The organism is Cupriavidus sp. DF5525 (assembly GCF_040149425.2).
Classification (GTDB): Bacteria; Pseudomonadota; Gammaproteobacteria; order Burkholderiales; family Burkholderiaceae; genus Cupriavidus; species Cupriavidus pickettii_A.
Map to the genome: position 1 here is coordinate 552,214 of NZ_CP168265.1, position 13,862 is coordinate 566,075.

The 13,862-nt window shown below is 68.6% G+C and carries 12 protein-coding genes; 3 read left to right on the top strand and 9 right to left on the bottom strand.

Annotation, left to right across the window (positions count from 1 at the left end):
• Positions 1-13: 13 nt before the first annotated feature.
• The 3 genes from ABNX08_RS02720 to moaC form a co-directional block, all read right to left on the bottom strand.
• On the bottom strand, positions 14-451 hold the full coding sequence (locus tag ABNX08_RS02720) for a hypothetical protein (RefSeq protein ID WP_349605707.1): 438 nt from the start codon (positions 449-451) through the stop codon (positions 14-16).
• A gap of 275 nt (positions 452-726) precedes the next feature.
• On the bottom strand, positions 727-1,938 hold the full coding sequence (gene hmpA / locus ABNX08_RS02725) for an NO-inducible flavohemoprotein (RefSeq protein WP_349605554.1): 1,212 nt from the start codon (positions 1,936-1,938) through the stop codon (positions 727-729).
• Between the two features lie 379 nt (positions 1,939-2,317).
• Positions 2,318-2,803, bottom strand: coding sequence for a cyclic pyranopterin monophosphate synthase MoaC (gene moaC / locus ABNX08_RS02730; RefSeq protein ID WP_022533638.1), 486 nt, complete (start codon positions 2,801-2,803; stop codon positions 2,318-2,320).
• 95 nt (positions 2,804-2,898) lie between these two features.
• Between moaC and ABNX08_RS02735 the strand changes: the two genes are divergently transcribed.
• On the top strand, positions 2,899-4,722 hold the full coding sequence (locus ABNX08_RS02735; RefSeq protein WP_349605555.1) for a M48 family metalloprotease: 1,824 nt from the start codon (positions 2,899-2,901) through the stop codon (positions 4,720-4,722).
• Positions 4,723-4,764: 42 nt separating this feature from the next.
• Here ABNX08_RS02735 and ABNX08_RS02740 read toward each other — a convergent pair whose 3' ends face one another.
• From ABNX08_RS02740 to ABNX08_RS02765, 6 genes are all read right to left on the bottom strand, one after another.
• Complete coding sequence (locus ABNX08_RS02740; protein WP_022533640.1) at positions 4,765-5,355, bottom strand: DUF2946 family protein; 591 nt, start codon at positions 5,353-5,355, stop codon at positions 4,765-4,767.
• Positions 5,356-5,397: 42 nt separating this feature from the next.
• Positions 5,398-6,489: an alpha/beta fold hydrolase gene (locus ABNX08_RS02745; protein WP_349605556.1), complete on the bottom strand. Its 1,092-nt coding sequence runs from the start codon at positions 6,487-6,489 to the stop codon at positions 5,398-5,400.
• 43 nt (positions 6,490-6,532) lie between these two features.
• A complete protein-coding gene (locus tag ABNX08_RS02750) occupies positions 6,533-6,973 on the bottom strand; it encodes a nuclear transport factor 2 family protein (RefSeq protein WP_022533642.1) in 441 nt (146 codons plus the stop codon).
• 20 nt (positions 6,974-6,993) lie between these two features.
• Positions 6,994-8,028 carry a lipopolysaccharide heptosyltransferase II gene (waaF, locus tag ABNX08_RS02755; protein WP_022533643.1) on the bottom strand — a complete coding sequence of 345 codons (1,035 nt, stop codon included), beginning with the start codon at positions 8,026-8,028 and terminating at the stop codon, positions 6,994-6,996.
• 115 nt (positions 8,029-8,143) lie between these two features.
• Positions 8,144-8,338 (bottom strand): zinc-finger domain-containing protein, encoded by a 195-nt coding sequence (locus ABNX08_RS02760; RefSeq protein WP_010812205.1) that lies wholly within the window; start codon positions 8,336-8,338, stop codon positions 8,144-8,146.
• A gap of 97 nt (positions 8,339-8,435) precedes the next feature.
• Complete coding sequence (locus ABNX08_RS02765; protein WP_022533644.1) at positions 8,436-9,356, bottom strand: branched-chain amino acid transaminase; 921 nt, start codon at positions 9,354-9,356, stop codon at positions 8,436-8,438.
• 183 nt (positions 9,357-9,539) lie between these two features.
• Here ABNX08_RS02765 and ABNX08_RS02770 point away from each other — a divergent pair, with 183 nt between their 5' ends.
• Together ABNX08_RS02770 and ABNX08_RS02775 are read left to right on the top strand one after the other, a co-directional pair.
• On the top strand, positions 9,540-12,536 hold the full coding sequence (locus ABNX08_RS02770) for a DEAD/DEAH box helicase (protein ID WP_374063643.1): 2,997 nt from the start codon (positions 9,540-9,542) through the stop codon (positions 12,534-12,536).
• A 168-nt stretch (positions 12,537-12,704) separates the two neighbouring features.
• Positions 12,705-13,733 carry a tripartite tricarboxylate transporter substrate binding protein gene (locus ABNX08_RS02775; protein ID WP_022533646.1) on the top strand — a complete coding sequence of 343 codons (1,029 nt, stop codon included), beginning with the start codon at positions 12,705-12,707 and terminating at the stop codon, positions 13,731-13,733.
• Positions 13,734-13,862: the final 129 nt, after the last annotated feature.

The window sequence follows — 13,862 nt, forward strand, 5'->3', positions numbered from 1 at the left end:
GTGTCACCCCGCGTCAGGAGTTGGGCGGCGGTTGGGCCGGTACGCGCTGCCAGCCGCCGGGACAGGACTGCACGTAGGGGTAGTAGCCTTCGGGCTGGTTGCAGTGGTACCACCAGCCCTGATCCTGCGGCACGGCGCTGTCCGGGCCGGGGGCCGGCACCGGGCCGTTCGGGCCCTGTTCGATGTACTGCGGTGGCGCCGCGGGCACGGCGACCATCGGGGGCGGGTAGTAGTAGGGAGCCGGGTAGGCGTAGGGGTAGCCGCCATAGAACACGCCGGGCCCGAAATAGAGGCCCACGCCGACGCGCGTGCGCGTCTGGACAAAGCCGCCGCGTGCGTCGCTATCGTGCCAAACGGCATCGTGGAAATCGGCCCGCCCGGCGAGGGCGGCGCCGCTCGCGGCCGTCGCCGCCAGTGCCAGGGCCAGCTGGCAGAGCATGCGCCCGTTCATGGTATTCACCTCATCCCCGCACGCGCCATATGGCGCGCCACGGGCAGAGACCGCCGGCCGCGAATTGCGCCGGCCCGCAATCGTATTGAATACCAAATTGTCACGCGCCGGCGCCGGCGCGGCGTACGTGGAAATGCGGCGTTACCTTTATTACCGGGGAACGACAGTGGCGTAAGACGGTGTGATACGGCGCAACGGGGCGCGTGAGTCTCGGGCCAATGGGAAGCATTGCTGGCGGCTGGTTTGTCCCCTGAATGCTTCCCACTGCCTTGCTGCTATTCAGCAAACAGGTCTGGGCCAAACACTTCGTAGTGAATGCGAGCCTCATGGATGCCCAGGCTCTTGAGCGCATCATGCTGCATGCGCATAAACGGGATCGGACCGCAGATGTAGTAGTCGGCATCGGGCAGGGAAACCGATTTCTCAATCAGCTTCACATCGACCAGTCCCGGGAAATCGTAATCCCGCCCTTGCGCATCCTGAGGCAGCGGCTGGTCGTAGAACACAAAGAGATCAAAGTTCTCGTATGCCTTAGCCGCCTCACGTAGTCGGTCGCGCATAGCGTGTACTACACTATTGCGTGCGCCATGAACGAACACCACGTGGCGCTGCGGGTCCTGTATGGCCCGCTTAAGCATGCTGATCATCGGTGTCAGCCCCACGCCGCCGCTGATCAGCACAATCGGTGTCTTGGCGTTGACATCGATATGGAAGCTCCCATACGGCGCCGCCAGCTTGACCTCATCCCCGACATTGACGTGATCATGCAGCAGGTTCGAGACATAGCCCGGTGGCTGCGTCCCGCCAGCTTCACGTTTGACGGAGATCCGATAGCTGCGCCCGTTTGGCATGTCCGACAGGCTGTACTGGCGAATCTGCTGCAACCCGAGCGCGGGCACATCCATCGCGACGCTGGTGTATTGGCCGGGTTCGAAGTTCAACACCGGACCACCATCGACCGGCTCAAGGATGAATGACGTGATCACGTCGCTTTCGGGGCGCTTCTCGCGAACCACAAAGGTGCGCCATCCCTTCCAGCCACCCGGTTGCTCCGAAGAACGCTCATATAGATCGCTCTCCATGCCCATCAGGACATCGGCCAGGTTCCCGTAGGCTTGCGCCCATGCCGAAATGATTTCCTCGTTTGCGGCGTCGCCCAGGACTTCCTTGATGGCCGCCAGCAGGTGTTCCCCAACAATGGGGTACTGTTCCGGCCTGACGCCGAGGCTCGCATGCTTGTTGGCAATGTTCTGCAGCACGGCCATCAGGCTGCTCGGGTCCTCGATATTCTCCGCATAGGCGTAGACCGCCCGTGCCAGCGCCTGCTGCTGCTGGCCCTGCTCCTGGTGGGCCATGTTGAACACGTTCTTCAGTTCGGGATGCGCTTCGAACATGCGTTTGTAGAAGCACTTGATGATGTCGAAGCCGTGTTCGGCCAGCACCGGTGCAGTGGCCTTTACGATGTCCTTCGTCTTCTGGGTCAACATGGTCGATCTCCTTTGCGCGGGCGTGGGGGGGCGCCAAATCGCGCGGGGCTGGACGGTGGCCTGCCTCGTCGGTTTGATCGATGTAGTCTAGGTGAGAGGTTCCTGACGGAGCAACGAAGCCGTGGTAATGGACGAGATCGAAGTCGGCTTCGCTGAAGCACTTCCGCGTCTCGCTATTACGATTTACCCCGATACGGGACGTAAGCCGGTTCTCGTAGACTGAGGCCTAAGTCGGAACGAACTTAGCCAAAGGCGGCCACCCATACGGGCCGCAACCCCACGTCTACTTCGTTCCGACCCCCTTTCCACCAACCCGCTTCGGCGGGTTTCCTGTTTGCGCTTCCTGGTTTTGCCGCGAGCCGGGGGATCGCCGGATCAACTACTTAGTGCCGCCCGCCACCCAGTCGCCCGACTTGCCGCCGTGCTTCTCCAGCAGCTTCACATTGCCCATCACCATGCCCCGGTCCACCGCCTTGCACATGTCGTAGATCGTCAGCAGCGCCACCTGCACGCCGGTCAGCGCCTCCATTTCCACGCCGGTCTGGCCGCGGGTCTCGGTGCGCACGGTGCAGGCGACGGTGGCGGCCGCTTCGTCCAGCGCGAACTCGACCGCGACCTTGGTCAGGCCGATCGGGTGGCACAGCGGGATCAGGTCGGCGGTGCGCTTGGTGGCCATGATCGCCGCCACGCGCGCGATGCCCAGCACGTCGCCCTTCTTGGCGCTGCCGTCGCGCACCAGCGCAAAGGTGGCGGGTTGCATGGTGATGGTGCCGGTGGCCACGGCCACGCGGTGCGTGCTGGCCTTGTCGCCGACGTCGACCATATGGGCTTGTCCGGCGGTATCGAAATGGGTGAGCTGGGACATGGCAGAATTTCCGGCGGGACTTCGGGCGGGTGGCCTTCGGTGTGTGAGAGAACCATCCGATGGGAACGGCTACTGGAGGCCGCTATCATAGCAACATGCCAAAACACCCTTCGCTTCGCAGGTCTGCCGCACGCGGCCGTGACGCCGCGGCGGACGCCGTTCCTGGCGGCTGTGCGTCACATCGTGGCGATGGCGGCGCATGGGCGCCCTGGCGGCGGCCGCTGGCGGCGCTGCTGGCGCTGACCTTCGCGGCGCCGGCATGGCCGCAGGGTACGCCCCGGACGCCGGCGGCAGCGGGCACGCCGGCCGCGACGACAGCCGTCAGCCGCCCACCGCCGGCACCGGCGCCGACGGTCTCGTCGGAGGCCAGCGACCAGGTCTACGACAACCTGAACCGCAGCATAAAGGCCGGCCAGAAATCCGAGTTCGGCCTGCGCACCAACAATCCCGTGGTGGAAGCCGGCGGCGTGCAGCTGCCGGACATGGGCGACCCGTCCACCGCCTCGCTGTCGCCGGATATGGAAAAGCGGCTGGGCGACCGCTTCATGCGCGATATCCGCCGCGACCCGCTGTACGTGTCGGACCCGCTGCTGTCCGACTACCTGAACGCGCTCGGCTACCGGCTGGTGCAGGCCGCGCGGCGCCAGAGTATTTCCGGCTCGACCGGTGCCGGCACCTTTGCCACCGGCTTCGACCTGTTCGCGGTGCGCGACCGCAGCATCAACGCCTTTGCCATGCCGGGTGGTTATATCGGCGTGCATACCGGGCTGCTGGTGCAGTCCGACACCGAGTCGGAACTGGCCTCGGTGCTCGGCCATGAAATCGGCCACGTGATGCAGCGCCATATCGCGCGCGGCATCACCTCGCAGGACCAGTCGATGTGGATCGCGCTGGCTTCGATGGTGCTGGCGGGGCTGGCCGCCACGCGCAGCCCCGATGCCGCGGCGGCGCTGGCGATGGGCGGGCAGGGCGCGGCCATCGCCAACAAGCTGTCGTTCTCGCGCGGTGCCGAGCGCGAGGCCGACCGCGTCGGCTTCCAGATCATGACCGCGGCGGCCTTCGACCCGCAGGGCATGCCGGACTTCTTCATGCGGCTGCAGCGCGTGTCCGGCACCGCCGAGAACTCGGTGCCGTCCTATGTGCGCACCCACCCGCTGACCTCGGAGCGGATCGCCGACATGCAGGACCGCGTCAGGCATGTCAGCGAACGCAAGGTCGCCAATACGCCGGAGTACGAGTTCGCGCGGATGCGCGCGCGCGTGATCCAGGAGTCGTCGCCGGGCGAGTTGCAGAACCTGCGTTCCGCGCTGCGCGCGCAGTTGCCGGGCGCGTCGGCGGTGCGGGCGCCGGCGCTGCACTACGGTATTGCCTTTGCCGAGCAGCGGCTGGGCCGCTACCCCGCCGGCGAGCAGGAGCTTGCCGAGGCCCGGCGGCTCTATGGCACCATCCCCGGCGCCAGTTCCGGCAGCCCGATGCTGGATGTGATGGCGGTCGAACTGGCCCGCGCGCAGGGCCGCGTGCCCGAGGCGCTCAGCCAGGCCAGCGCGTCGATGAAGGCCTTCCCGCTGTCGCACGCGGTGTCCGTGGTCTATGCCGAGACCCTGGTCGGCTCAGGCCGCTATGACGACGCGGTGCGCTTCCTGCGCGAACGCACGCGCCAGGAAACCACCCGCAGCGAATGGTGGGAGATGCTGGCGCGCGCCTACGCGGGCCAGGGCAAGCGGCTGCAGCAGCACCAGGCGTTGGCCGAGAAGTATGCGATGGACGGCGCCTACCAGGCCGCCATCGAGCAACTACAGATCGCGCGCAAGGCCGGCGACGGCGATTTCTATGCGCTGTCGGAAGTCGATGCGCGGCTGCACCAGTTGGAGCGCCAGTACCGCGAAGACAAGCAGGACAGCAAGGGCATACCGAACTGACAGCGGGTACCGCCGCCTTTCACACTGCATTCAGCACTGCGTTCAGGCCGCCGGCGGCTCCGGCTGGCGTACGAAGCCGAAGCGCTTCGGCACCTCGTCCTCGGCGATCGGCTCGATCGGCAGGTCACGGCCGGCGTGATGGAACACGCCCAGTTCGGTGCCGCAGGCCTCGCCGTGCCACGTGCTGGCGCCGCTGAACAGTTCCAGGTCGTGGTCGTGCAGCAGCGCGGCCTGCAGCGCCGGCGCGGCATCTGCCGCCATGCCTTCCACGGTGCCGGCCAGCACCACGTTGCCATGTTCGTCGGCGTAGCAGGCTTGCAGCGCAAACGGCTGCTGCGTGGTCGTGCGCAGCGTGCCCTCGTGCAGCCGCACGATCCACGGCGCATAGGCCAGCGACACGAACACCCGCTGCGGCCCGTTCTGGAAGAACCAGGCGCCGCGCTCGTCGCACAGGTAGTTGCGTTCGATGAAGGCGACCAGCGCCTCGTGGCGGATCGGATCGCCCGAGAGCCCGTGCTCCTGGGCGTACTCGTTGCGCAGGCGCCACTGGCCGCGCCGATCCAGCGCGAGCCAGCCGTAGGCGTTGGGCACGTTGGGCCAGCGCGCCATGGCTTGCCTGACGATCTCGTCCATGTTCTGTCTCCTCTGCGGGCGGGCGGCGGTACCGCGCCCGCCTCACATCATGCTGTCGAAAAAGCGCAGGATCCGCGCCGGCAGCCATTCGATATGGCCGCCGAACTGCCCGGCGGGCAGCAGCGGCAGGTGGCGTCGCCAGCTGGCGTCCGGGGTCATGAAGCCGACATGGCCACCGTGCTCGGGCTGCTCCAGCCACACCTGCGGGCTGACCTCGGCCGGGCCGGGCAGGTGCCGGGCCGGCATGAAGGGGTCATTGCGTGCGTTCAGCACCAGCGTGGGCACGGCGATCTCGCGCAGCACGGGTTTGCTGGCGGCGCGGCGCCAGTAGTCGTCGGTATCGACAAAGCCATGCAGCGGCGCGGTGACCACGTTGTCGAAGGCGTACAGGTCGCGGCTGGCCAGCATGGTGTCGCGGTCGAACAGGCCGGGGAACTGCTCCAGCTTGGCCAGCGACTTGCGCTTGAGCGTCTGCAGGAACATGCGCGTATAGACCATGTTGAAGCCCACCGACAGCGCCGCCCCGCCTGCCGCCAGGTCCAGCGGCGCGGAAATGGCCGCCGCCGCATGCACATGGCTGGCGGCGCCACCTTCCTCGCCCAGGAAGCGCAGCAGCGCGTTGCCGCCCAGCGAGATGCCCACCACCAGCAGTTTGCGCCCTTCGGCGCAGTGATGCCGGCGCATGCGCTCCAGCACCCAGCGGATCTCGGCGGAATCGCCCGAATGGTAGAAGCGCGGCGCCACGTTGAGCTCGCCCGAGCAGCCGCGGAAGTGCGGGATCACGCCCTGCCAGCCGCGCACGGACAGCGCATGCATCAGCGCCTGCGCATAGTGGCTGCCCGAGTCGCCCTCGAGGCCGTGGAACATCACTACCAGGGGCGAATCGGGCTCGACGGCGTGGGTGGTCCAGTCCAGGTCGATGAAATCCTGGTCTGGTGTGTCCCAGCGCTCGCGGCGGAATGTCACACGCGGCGGCCGGCGGGTGAAGCGGGCGGGGATGATGGTCTGGGCGTGGCTGCCGCGCAGCCACCAGGGCATCGTCATGCCGTCGCCGTAGCCATGCGCCGGCGTGAGGGAGGGAGAGGAATCCACCTGCACGGCGTGCGGCAGGCGGTGGTGCGGAAGCTGCGTCATGCCGGCTCGGTATTGCAGCAGGCCGCGGCGCGGCCGTGCGGGTTCAGTGCAGCGCCTGCCCCGGCGCGGCCGCCACCGCGGCGACCTGCACGGCGTTGGCCGGGCTGCAGTGGATATGCGCCAGGCGCCAGCCTTCGTGGTTCTGCATCAGCACATAGGTGGTGTGCACGAACAGGTCGGCCTCGACGCGGTCGCTGCCAAAGCGCAGCGCCTCGGTCACGTCGAAGATCGACACGGCCATCGAAGCATGGCTGCTGGTTTCGATGGCATCGACCAGCACCGGCTGCTCCTCGAGCAACTGCGAGAACGCCTGGCGCAGTTGTTCGTGGCCGATCAGGCGCTGGCCGTCGGGCAGCACGCAGGTGATCGAGTCCTCGTCCAGCCACAGGCGCAGCGCGCCGTCGGCATCGCGCAGCTTGAGCGCTTCGCGAAAGGCTTCGACGATGTCTTCGGCGGAATCGAACAGGCGGGCAAAACGAGGCATGGTGGCAGTGTCAGGGGTCTTCAGGGCTGCGGCCGGGGCCGGTGCAGCAGCGTGCGCAACTCGACGAACACCATTTCTGGTTCGATTTCTTTCAGGCAGCGCAGGTGCCCCAGCGGGCACTCGCGCTTGAAGCACGGACTGCACTCCAGCTGCAGCCACATGATACTCGCAGCCTGTGATAGCGGCGGCGTGTGGCGCGGATCGCTCGAGCCGAATACGGCCACCTGCGGCCGGTTCAGCGCCGCCGTGACGTGCATCAGGCCGGAGTCGTTGCAGACCGCGGCCTCGGACAGCGCCAGCAGGTCCACGGCGTCGTCCAGCGAAGTCTGGCCGCAGAGGTTGCGCACGAACGGCGCTTCCTTGACGATCTCGTTGGCGATCTCGGCGTCCTTGGCCGAGCCCAGGGTGATCATCTGCGCGTACGGGTAGGAGCGCCGCAGCATCTGCGCCAGCTTGGCAAAGTGGCCGGCCGGCCAGCGCTTGGCCGGGCCGAACTCGGCGCCCGGGCAGAACGCGATCACGCGTGCGTGCGGCGCGATGCCGAAGCGCTCGGCGGTGGCCGCCACGCGCGCCGGGTCGACGCGCAGGCGCGGCTCGGTCAGGTTTTCAGGCAGGCGCGCGCCGGGCTTGAGCGCCAGGCGGGCGTAATGCTCCACCATCGGCGGGCGCTTGTCGCGCGGCGGGTTGGCGTGGCGGATGTTGAGCATGCCGAAGCGCGCTTCGCCGCGATAGCCGATGCGCAGCGGGATGCCGGCCAGCCACGGGATCAGCGCCGACTTGAGCGAGTTCGGCAGCACATAGGCGAGATCGTAGCCTTCGTTCTTGAGCTGCTGGGCGAACATCAGCCGCGCAGACAGCTGCAGCTTGCCGTGCGCGAGGTCGGACGGGAACACGCGGCCGATCTCGGGCATGCGCGCTAGCACGGGCGCCACCCACTTGGGCGCGAGGGCGTCGATGACCAGGCGCGGATGGCGCGCCTTGAGCAGCGCGAACAGCGGCTGCGCCATCAGGGCGTCGCCGATCCAGTTGGGGGCGATGACGAGGGCTTTCTTCATGGGCGGGGCGCTTGGAGCCGGCACGCCGGCGCGGACGCCGGGAACGCCGACGCTCCGGGCCGCCTGTGGGCGGCGGCCCGGAGCGTCAGGGTAGTGCGAAAACCGGCGGCTCGGGTCAGTGGTGGCCCTTCAGCACGGTGCCCGGCTTGAGCTTGTAGACGGTACCGCAGTAGGGGCACTTGGCCTCGCCGGTGTCCGCCACGTCGAGGAACACGCGCGGATGGTAGTTCCATGCCGGGGTGTTGGCGGTGGGGCAGTGCAGCGGAATGTCTTCAGCGCCGATTTCGATGATGGTGGCGGTTTGCGTCATGGTGTTGCGGGGAGTCAAGCTTATTGTTCGATGAAACAGCGGGTGTGCCGCGCCCGCAATCACGGGCGCATGGCGCAAAAGGGCTGGAAGCCGGTGCTCAGACCAGCGTCAGCCACTTCTTGTACTTTTCTTCGGTGCCGCCCACGGCGGCAAAGAACGCGTCCTGGATCTGCTTGGTCACCGGGCCGCGGCGGCCTTCGCCGATGATGCGGTCGTCCAGTTCGCGGATCGGCGTGACTTCGGCGGCGGTGCCGGTGAAGAAGGCTTCGTCGGCGCAGTACATCTCGTCGCGGGTGATGCGCTTTTCACGCACCTCGATGCCCAGGTCGCGCGCGATGGTCAGCGTGGCGTCGCGGGTGATGCCGTCCAGGCATGAGGCCAGGTCCGGGGTGTAGATCACGCCGTTGCGCACGATAAACACGTTCTCGCCCGAGCCTTCGCTGACGTAGCCCTCGGTGTCGAGCAGCAGCGCTTCGTCGTAGCCCAGGCCGGTGGCTTCCTGGTTGGCCAGGATCGAGTTGATGTAGTAGCCGCTCGCCTTGGCGCGCACCAGCGACACGTTGACGTGGTGGCGGGTGAAGGAGGAGACCTTCACGCGGATGCCGCGCTCCATGCCTTCCTCGCCCAGGTAGGCGCCCCACGGCCAGGCCGCGATCGCCACGTGGATGGTGTTGCCCTTGGCCGACACGCCCAGCTTTTCCGAGCCGATCCACACCAGCGGGCGGATGTAGCAGGATTCCAGGTTGTTGGCGCGCACCACTTCGCGCTGGGCGGCTTCCAGGGTGGCCTCGTCGAAGGGCATGACCATCTGGAAGATCTTGGCCGAGTTGAACAGGCGGCGGGTGTGCTCCTTCAGGCGGAAGATGGCGGTGCCTTCGGGGGTCTTGTAGGCGCGCACGCCTTCGAACACGCCCATGCCGTAGTGCAGCGTATGCGTCAGCACGTGGATCTTGGCGTCGCGCCATTCGATCAGCTTGCCGTCCATCCAAATCTTGCCGTCGCGATCCGCCATCGACATGTCTATTCTCCCAGCGCCGTCAAATTAGCAAAAACGACATTGTAAGCCGCGGGGGCATGGGTCACAACGCGATGCAGGCGTTGCGGCGGTCTAGAATCCTCTTTTCCGGGCGTTTGCCGCATTTCGGACGCCATTTCTTGCTGTTCCCGCCGTTGTTGCACGTTCCCACATCCCAGAACCGCCGTGCCTTTGACCACACATCCCGGCCATGACGACCTGCCCGAACCCGGCGAGGACGGCGCCAGCCCAGCGCCGGGCCGCGACTGGCAGCAGGCGCTGGCAGCACTGCGGGCCCTGGCCGGCGCCGAACCCACAGCAGGCGCCGAGTCCCGGCGCCTGCTGTGGGCCCTGACGCTGGACGCCGACGGCGCGCCGGGCACGATCGAGCCGCTCGAGCAGGTGCGCGGCGCGCGCGGCTGGGGCAAGCCGAAGCCGGTGCCGCTGGCCCGGGTCGCCGAGGACGACCGGCTCGAGCCGTGGGATGCCCGCGTGGCGTGCGCCATCCGCCGCGACCAGTCGCACAACCGGCGCTATGTGCTGGACCGTGCCGCCGCGGTGATGGCGTTGGTGGGCCACCCGGGCGTGGTGCTGGCGCATGCGCCGTCGCAGACGCTGGAGATGGTGGAGGACGCGCCCGCGCTGGAAGCCGTCCACAGCGCCGGCCGCTACGTGCTGCGCATCTTCCCGCCGGTGCGCGAGGCGCCGGCGATGGAGGCCTACCTGCCCGCCGCCGCGCGCCAGGAGGCCGAGGCGCTGCGCCAGGTCACGGTGGTGCGCGACGGCCCGCACCGGCTGCGGGTGATCCGCTACACCCCGGCGCAGTTCGATGCCGCGCGGCTGGTCGGTGACGGCCTGGCGATCCCCGCGGACGGCCAGGCCCAGCTTGACCAGACCCTGCGCGCGCTGGCAGGCCACTTCCAGGTCCATGCCGACCAGGCAGTCGGCACGCGGGCGGTGGAGGCCGAGACGCGGCTGCGCGCCGAAGTGGCGCCCGTGGCCCGCGGCATCTCGCTGCGGCTGGTGGTGACGCCGCTGGGCCCGCTCGGGCCACGCCTGGCCCCCGGTGCGGGGCGCGAGCGCCTGATGGCCGCGGTGCGTGGCGAGACCCTGGCCACGCAGCGCGACCTCGAGGCCGAGCTGGCGAGCGTGGCCGAGGTCTTCGCCGCGCTGCCGGTGCTGGTGACCCAGTCGCCGCCGGGCGGCGAGTACACCTGGACCCTGGACGATCCCGAAGACGCGCTGTCCGTGCTGGAAGCACTGCCCGGACTGCCCGCGGTGCAGTCCGTGGAATGGCCGCGCGGCAAGGAGATCCGCGTGCTGCCGGCCGACCTGCCGCAACTCGGCGTGCAGATCGAAAGCCGCGGCGCGTGGTACCGGCTGGCGGGCGAGCTGCGCGTGGCCGAGGGGCTGGTGCTGGAATTGGGCAAGCTGATCGACTGGACCGGCAGCCAGGCCGGGCGCTTCGTGCCGATGGGGCAGGGCGTCTACGTGGCGCTGACGCGCGCGCTGCGCGGCCGGCTGCGCGACCTCGCCGGCGTCGGCGAGCGCGTCCCTGACGGCATCCGCGTGCCGCAGATGGCCACGCCGTGGCTGGACGACGTGCTGGCCGGCGTTGGCATCGACCCCGATGCGCACTTCCGCCAGCGCATCGCCCGCCTGCGCGCGGCGCGCGAAACCGAGATCGCGGTGCCGCCGACGCTGGCGGCCGAACTGCGCCCCTACCAGGAGGCCGGTTATCGCTGGGCCATGACGCTGGCCGCCTCGGGCCTGGGCGCCTGCCTGGCCGACGACATGGGTCTGGGCAAGACGCTGCAGGCGCTGGCGGTGCTGGTGGCGCGCGCCGGCGGCGGCGCCGCGCTGGTGATCGCGCCGACCTCGGTGTGCGGCAACTGGGCCGCCGAGGCGCGCCGCTTCGCGCCCACGCTCAACGTCCATGTCTACGCGGAAGGCGAACGCGAAACCCTGCTGGCCCAGGCCGGTCCGCATGACCTCGTGATCGTCTCGTACACGCTGCTGCAGCAGGCGCGCAAGGACTTCTGCGCGCGCGACTGGAACACCGTGGTCGCCGACGAGGCGCAGGCGTTCAAGAACGCGGTCACGCGGCGCGCGCAGGCGATGTACGAGCTGCCGTCAGGCTTCCGCATGGCGCTGACCGGCACGCCGGTGGAGAACCGGCTGGCCGAGCTGTGGTCGGTGATGCGCTTCTGCAACCCGGGTTTGCTGGGCTCGCTGGCGCGCTTCAACGAACACTTCGCCAACCCGATCGAGCGCGGCGGCGTGCGCGAGGCGCGCCAGCGGTTGCGCCGCATGATCGCGCCCTTCGTGCTGCGCCGGACCAAGGCGCAGGTGCTGGACGAACTGCCGCCACGCACGGAGCTGGTGATCCGGGTCGAGCCCGAGCCGGTCGAGGCTGCCCACTACGAGGCGCTGCGCCGCCAGGCCCAGACCGAAGCCGAGGCCGCGCTGGCGCGCGTGGAAGCCGCGCGCAAGGCCACCCAAGGCGCGCCGGCGGGAGCACGGGCGCGCGCCCTGGCGCAGGCCCAGCACCAGGCGCAGGCACGCATCCACGTGCTGGCGCAGCTGATGCGGCTGCGCCGCGCGGCCTGCGATCCGCGCCTGGTCACGCCCGAGATCAGCGGCCAGCTATCGGAGGGCGCCAAGCTGCGCGCCTTTGTCGACCTGGCCGGCGAGCTCGCCGCCAGTGGCCACAAGACGCTGGTGTTCAGCCAGTTCGTCGATTTCCTGCAGCTGCTGCGCCAGGGGCTTGAGTGCGCCGGGCTGGCGCTGCAATACCTGGACGGGGCCACCCCCGCGGCCGAGCGCACGCGCCGCGTGGCCGCCTTCCAGGCGGGCGAGGGCGATGTCTTCCTGATCAGCCTGAAGGCCGGCGGCTTCGGCCTGAACCTGACCGCGGCCGACTACGTGATCATCGCCGACCCGTGGTGGAACCCCGCCGCCGAAGACCAGGCCATGGGCCGCGCGCACCGCATCGGCCAGCAGCGCCCGGTGACGGTGTACCGGCTGATCAATGCCGGCACCATCGAGGAGCGCATCGTCGACCTGCACCGCGACAAGCGCGCGCTGGCCGACGGCCTGCTGGAAGCCGACGACGACAGCGCGGCGGGCACGGGCGCGCCGTTGCCGGAGATCGACGAACTGGTGGGGTTGCTGCGGCGCTGACCGGTGCGGTGCGGGACGCTGTGGTGCACCATATGCCCGCACGGCATACCCTCAAGCGAACTTGGTCGTTTGGTTTTGGCAGGAACCTTGCTATCTTGTGGCGCTGGCCCGGGGCTCAGATCCCGGCCGGCCCCTTGTTCAGTCCTGACTCTTTCCGACGGTGCCCCCATGCCTAATTCGTCCCGCCTGCTTCCGCGCTTGTCCTTCCGTTCCGCTTCCCGCCTGGGCGCCGGCCTGGCCGCGCTGTGCGCCGCCGCCGCCGTGACCGGTCCGGCGCGCGCCCAGGGCCCGGGCGAATGGCCGACGCAGCCGGTGACGATCCTGATGGGCTTTACCGCCGGCTCGGGCGTCGACATCGTCGGCCGCACGCTGCAGGAATCGCTGCAGAAGTCGCTCAAGACCACCATCATCTACGACTACCGGCCCGGTGCCGGCGGCAACGTCGCCTCCGAAGTGGTGGCGCACGCCAGGCCGGATGGCTACACGCTGCTGCTCGGCACCGCCGCCACTCACGGCATCAACCCGGCGCTGTACAAGAACCTGCCGTTTGATGCCGAAGCCGATTTCACCCCGGTCGCGCCGCTGGTCGAGGTTTCCAACGTGCTGACCGTCAACCCGGCCGTGATCGACGTGAAATCGGTCAAGGAATTCATCGAGAAGGTCAAGGCCAACCCCGGCAAGTACAACTTCGCGTCCACCGGCAACGGCACCGGCACGCACCTGGCGTTTGCCGAGTTCAACGCGCGCGCCGGACTCGACATGGTCCACGTGCCATACAAGGGCGGCCCCGATGCGCTGCAGGCGGTGGTGAAGGGCGAGGTCTGCTGCATCTTCAACCAGGTGCAGAGCGTGCTGCCGCAGTACCGCGCCGGCAAGGTGCGCCTGCTGGGCGTGACCACCAAACAGCGCGTGCAGGTGATCCCCGACGTGCCGACCATCGCCGAGAGCGGCGTGCCGGGCTTCAACAGCACCATCTGGTTCGGCTTCTTCGGCCCCAAGGGCCTGGACCCGAAGATCGCGCGCAAGATCAATGACGCGGTCAAGGTGGCGCTGGAAACGCCGGCGATTCGGCAGAAGCTGGTTGACGCCGGCAACACGCCGCGGGTTGAGACGGTGGATCAGTTCAAGGCTACGGTGAAGGCGGATCGGCAGAAGTGGGCGGGGGTGGTTAAGACGGTAGGGGCGTCGGTTGATTGAAGGGGGGGCCGTCGAGCATCTACCAGATGCCAACCGCAGAGGTGGCCGTCGCGCAGCTACGAGATGCCGGCCGCAGCGGAGGGCCGTCGAGCACCTACCAGATGCCTGCCACAGGCACAGCTTCAGCAC

What these genes read in the sequence shown, in the direction of transcription:
- ABNX08_RS02720 (WP_349605707.1), bottom strand. Translation starts at nt 451, where the DNA reads ATGAACGGGCGCATGCTCTGCCAGCTGGCCCTGGCACTGGCGGCGACG.
- hmpA (WP_349605554.1), bottom strand. Translation starts at nt 1,938, where the DNA reads ATGTTGACCCAGAAGACGAAGGACATCGTAAAGGCCACTGCACCGGTG.
- moaC (WP_022533638.1), bottom strand. Translation starts at nt 2,803, where the DNA reads ATGTCCCAGCTCACCCATTTCGATACCGCCGGACAAGCCCATATGGTC.
- ABNX08_RS02735 (WP_349605555.1), top strand. Translation starts at nt 2,899, where the DNA reads ATGCCAAAACACCCTTCGCTTCGCAGGTCTGCCGCACGCGGCCGTGAC.
- ABNX08_RS02740 (WP_022533640.1), bottom strand. Translation starts at nt 5,355, where the DNA reads ATGGACGAGATCGTCAGGCAAGCCATGGCGCGCTGGCCCAACGTGCCC.
- ABNX08_RS02745 (WP_349605556.1), bottom strand. Translation starts at nt 6,489, where the DNA reads ATGACGCAGCTTCCGCACCACCGCCTGCCGCACGCCGTGCAGGTGGAT.
- ABNX08_RS02750 (WP_022533642.1), bottom strand. Translation starts at nt 6,973, where the DNA reads ATGCCTCGTTTTGCCCGCCTGTTCGATTCCGCCGAAGACATCGTCGAA.
- waaF (WP_022533643.1), bottom strand. Translation starts at nt 8,028, where the DNA reads ATGAAGAAAGCCCTCGTCATCGCCCCCAACTGGATCGGCGACGCCCTG.
- ABNX08_RS02760 (WP_010812205.1), bottom strand. Translation starts at nt 8,338, where the DNA reads ATGACGCAAACCGCCACCATCATCGAAATCGGCGCTGAAGACATTCCG.
- ABNX08_RS02765 (WP_022533644.1), bottom strand. Translation starts at nt 9,356, where the DNA reads ATGTCGATGGCGGATCGCGACGGCAAGATTTGGATGGACGGCAAGCTG.
- ABNX08_RS02775 (WP_022533646.1), top strand. Translation starts at nt 12,705, where the DNA reads ATGCCTAATTCGTCCCGCCTGCTTCCGCGCTTGTCCTTCCGTTCCGCT.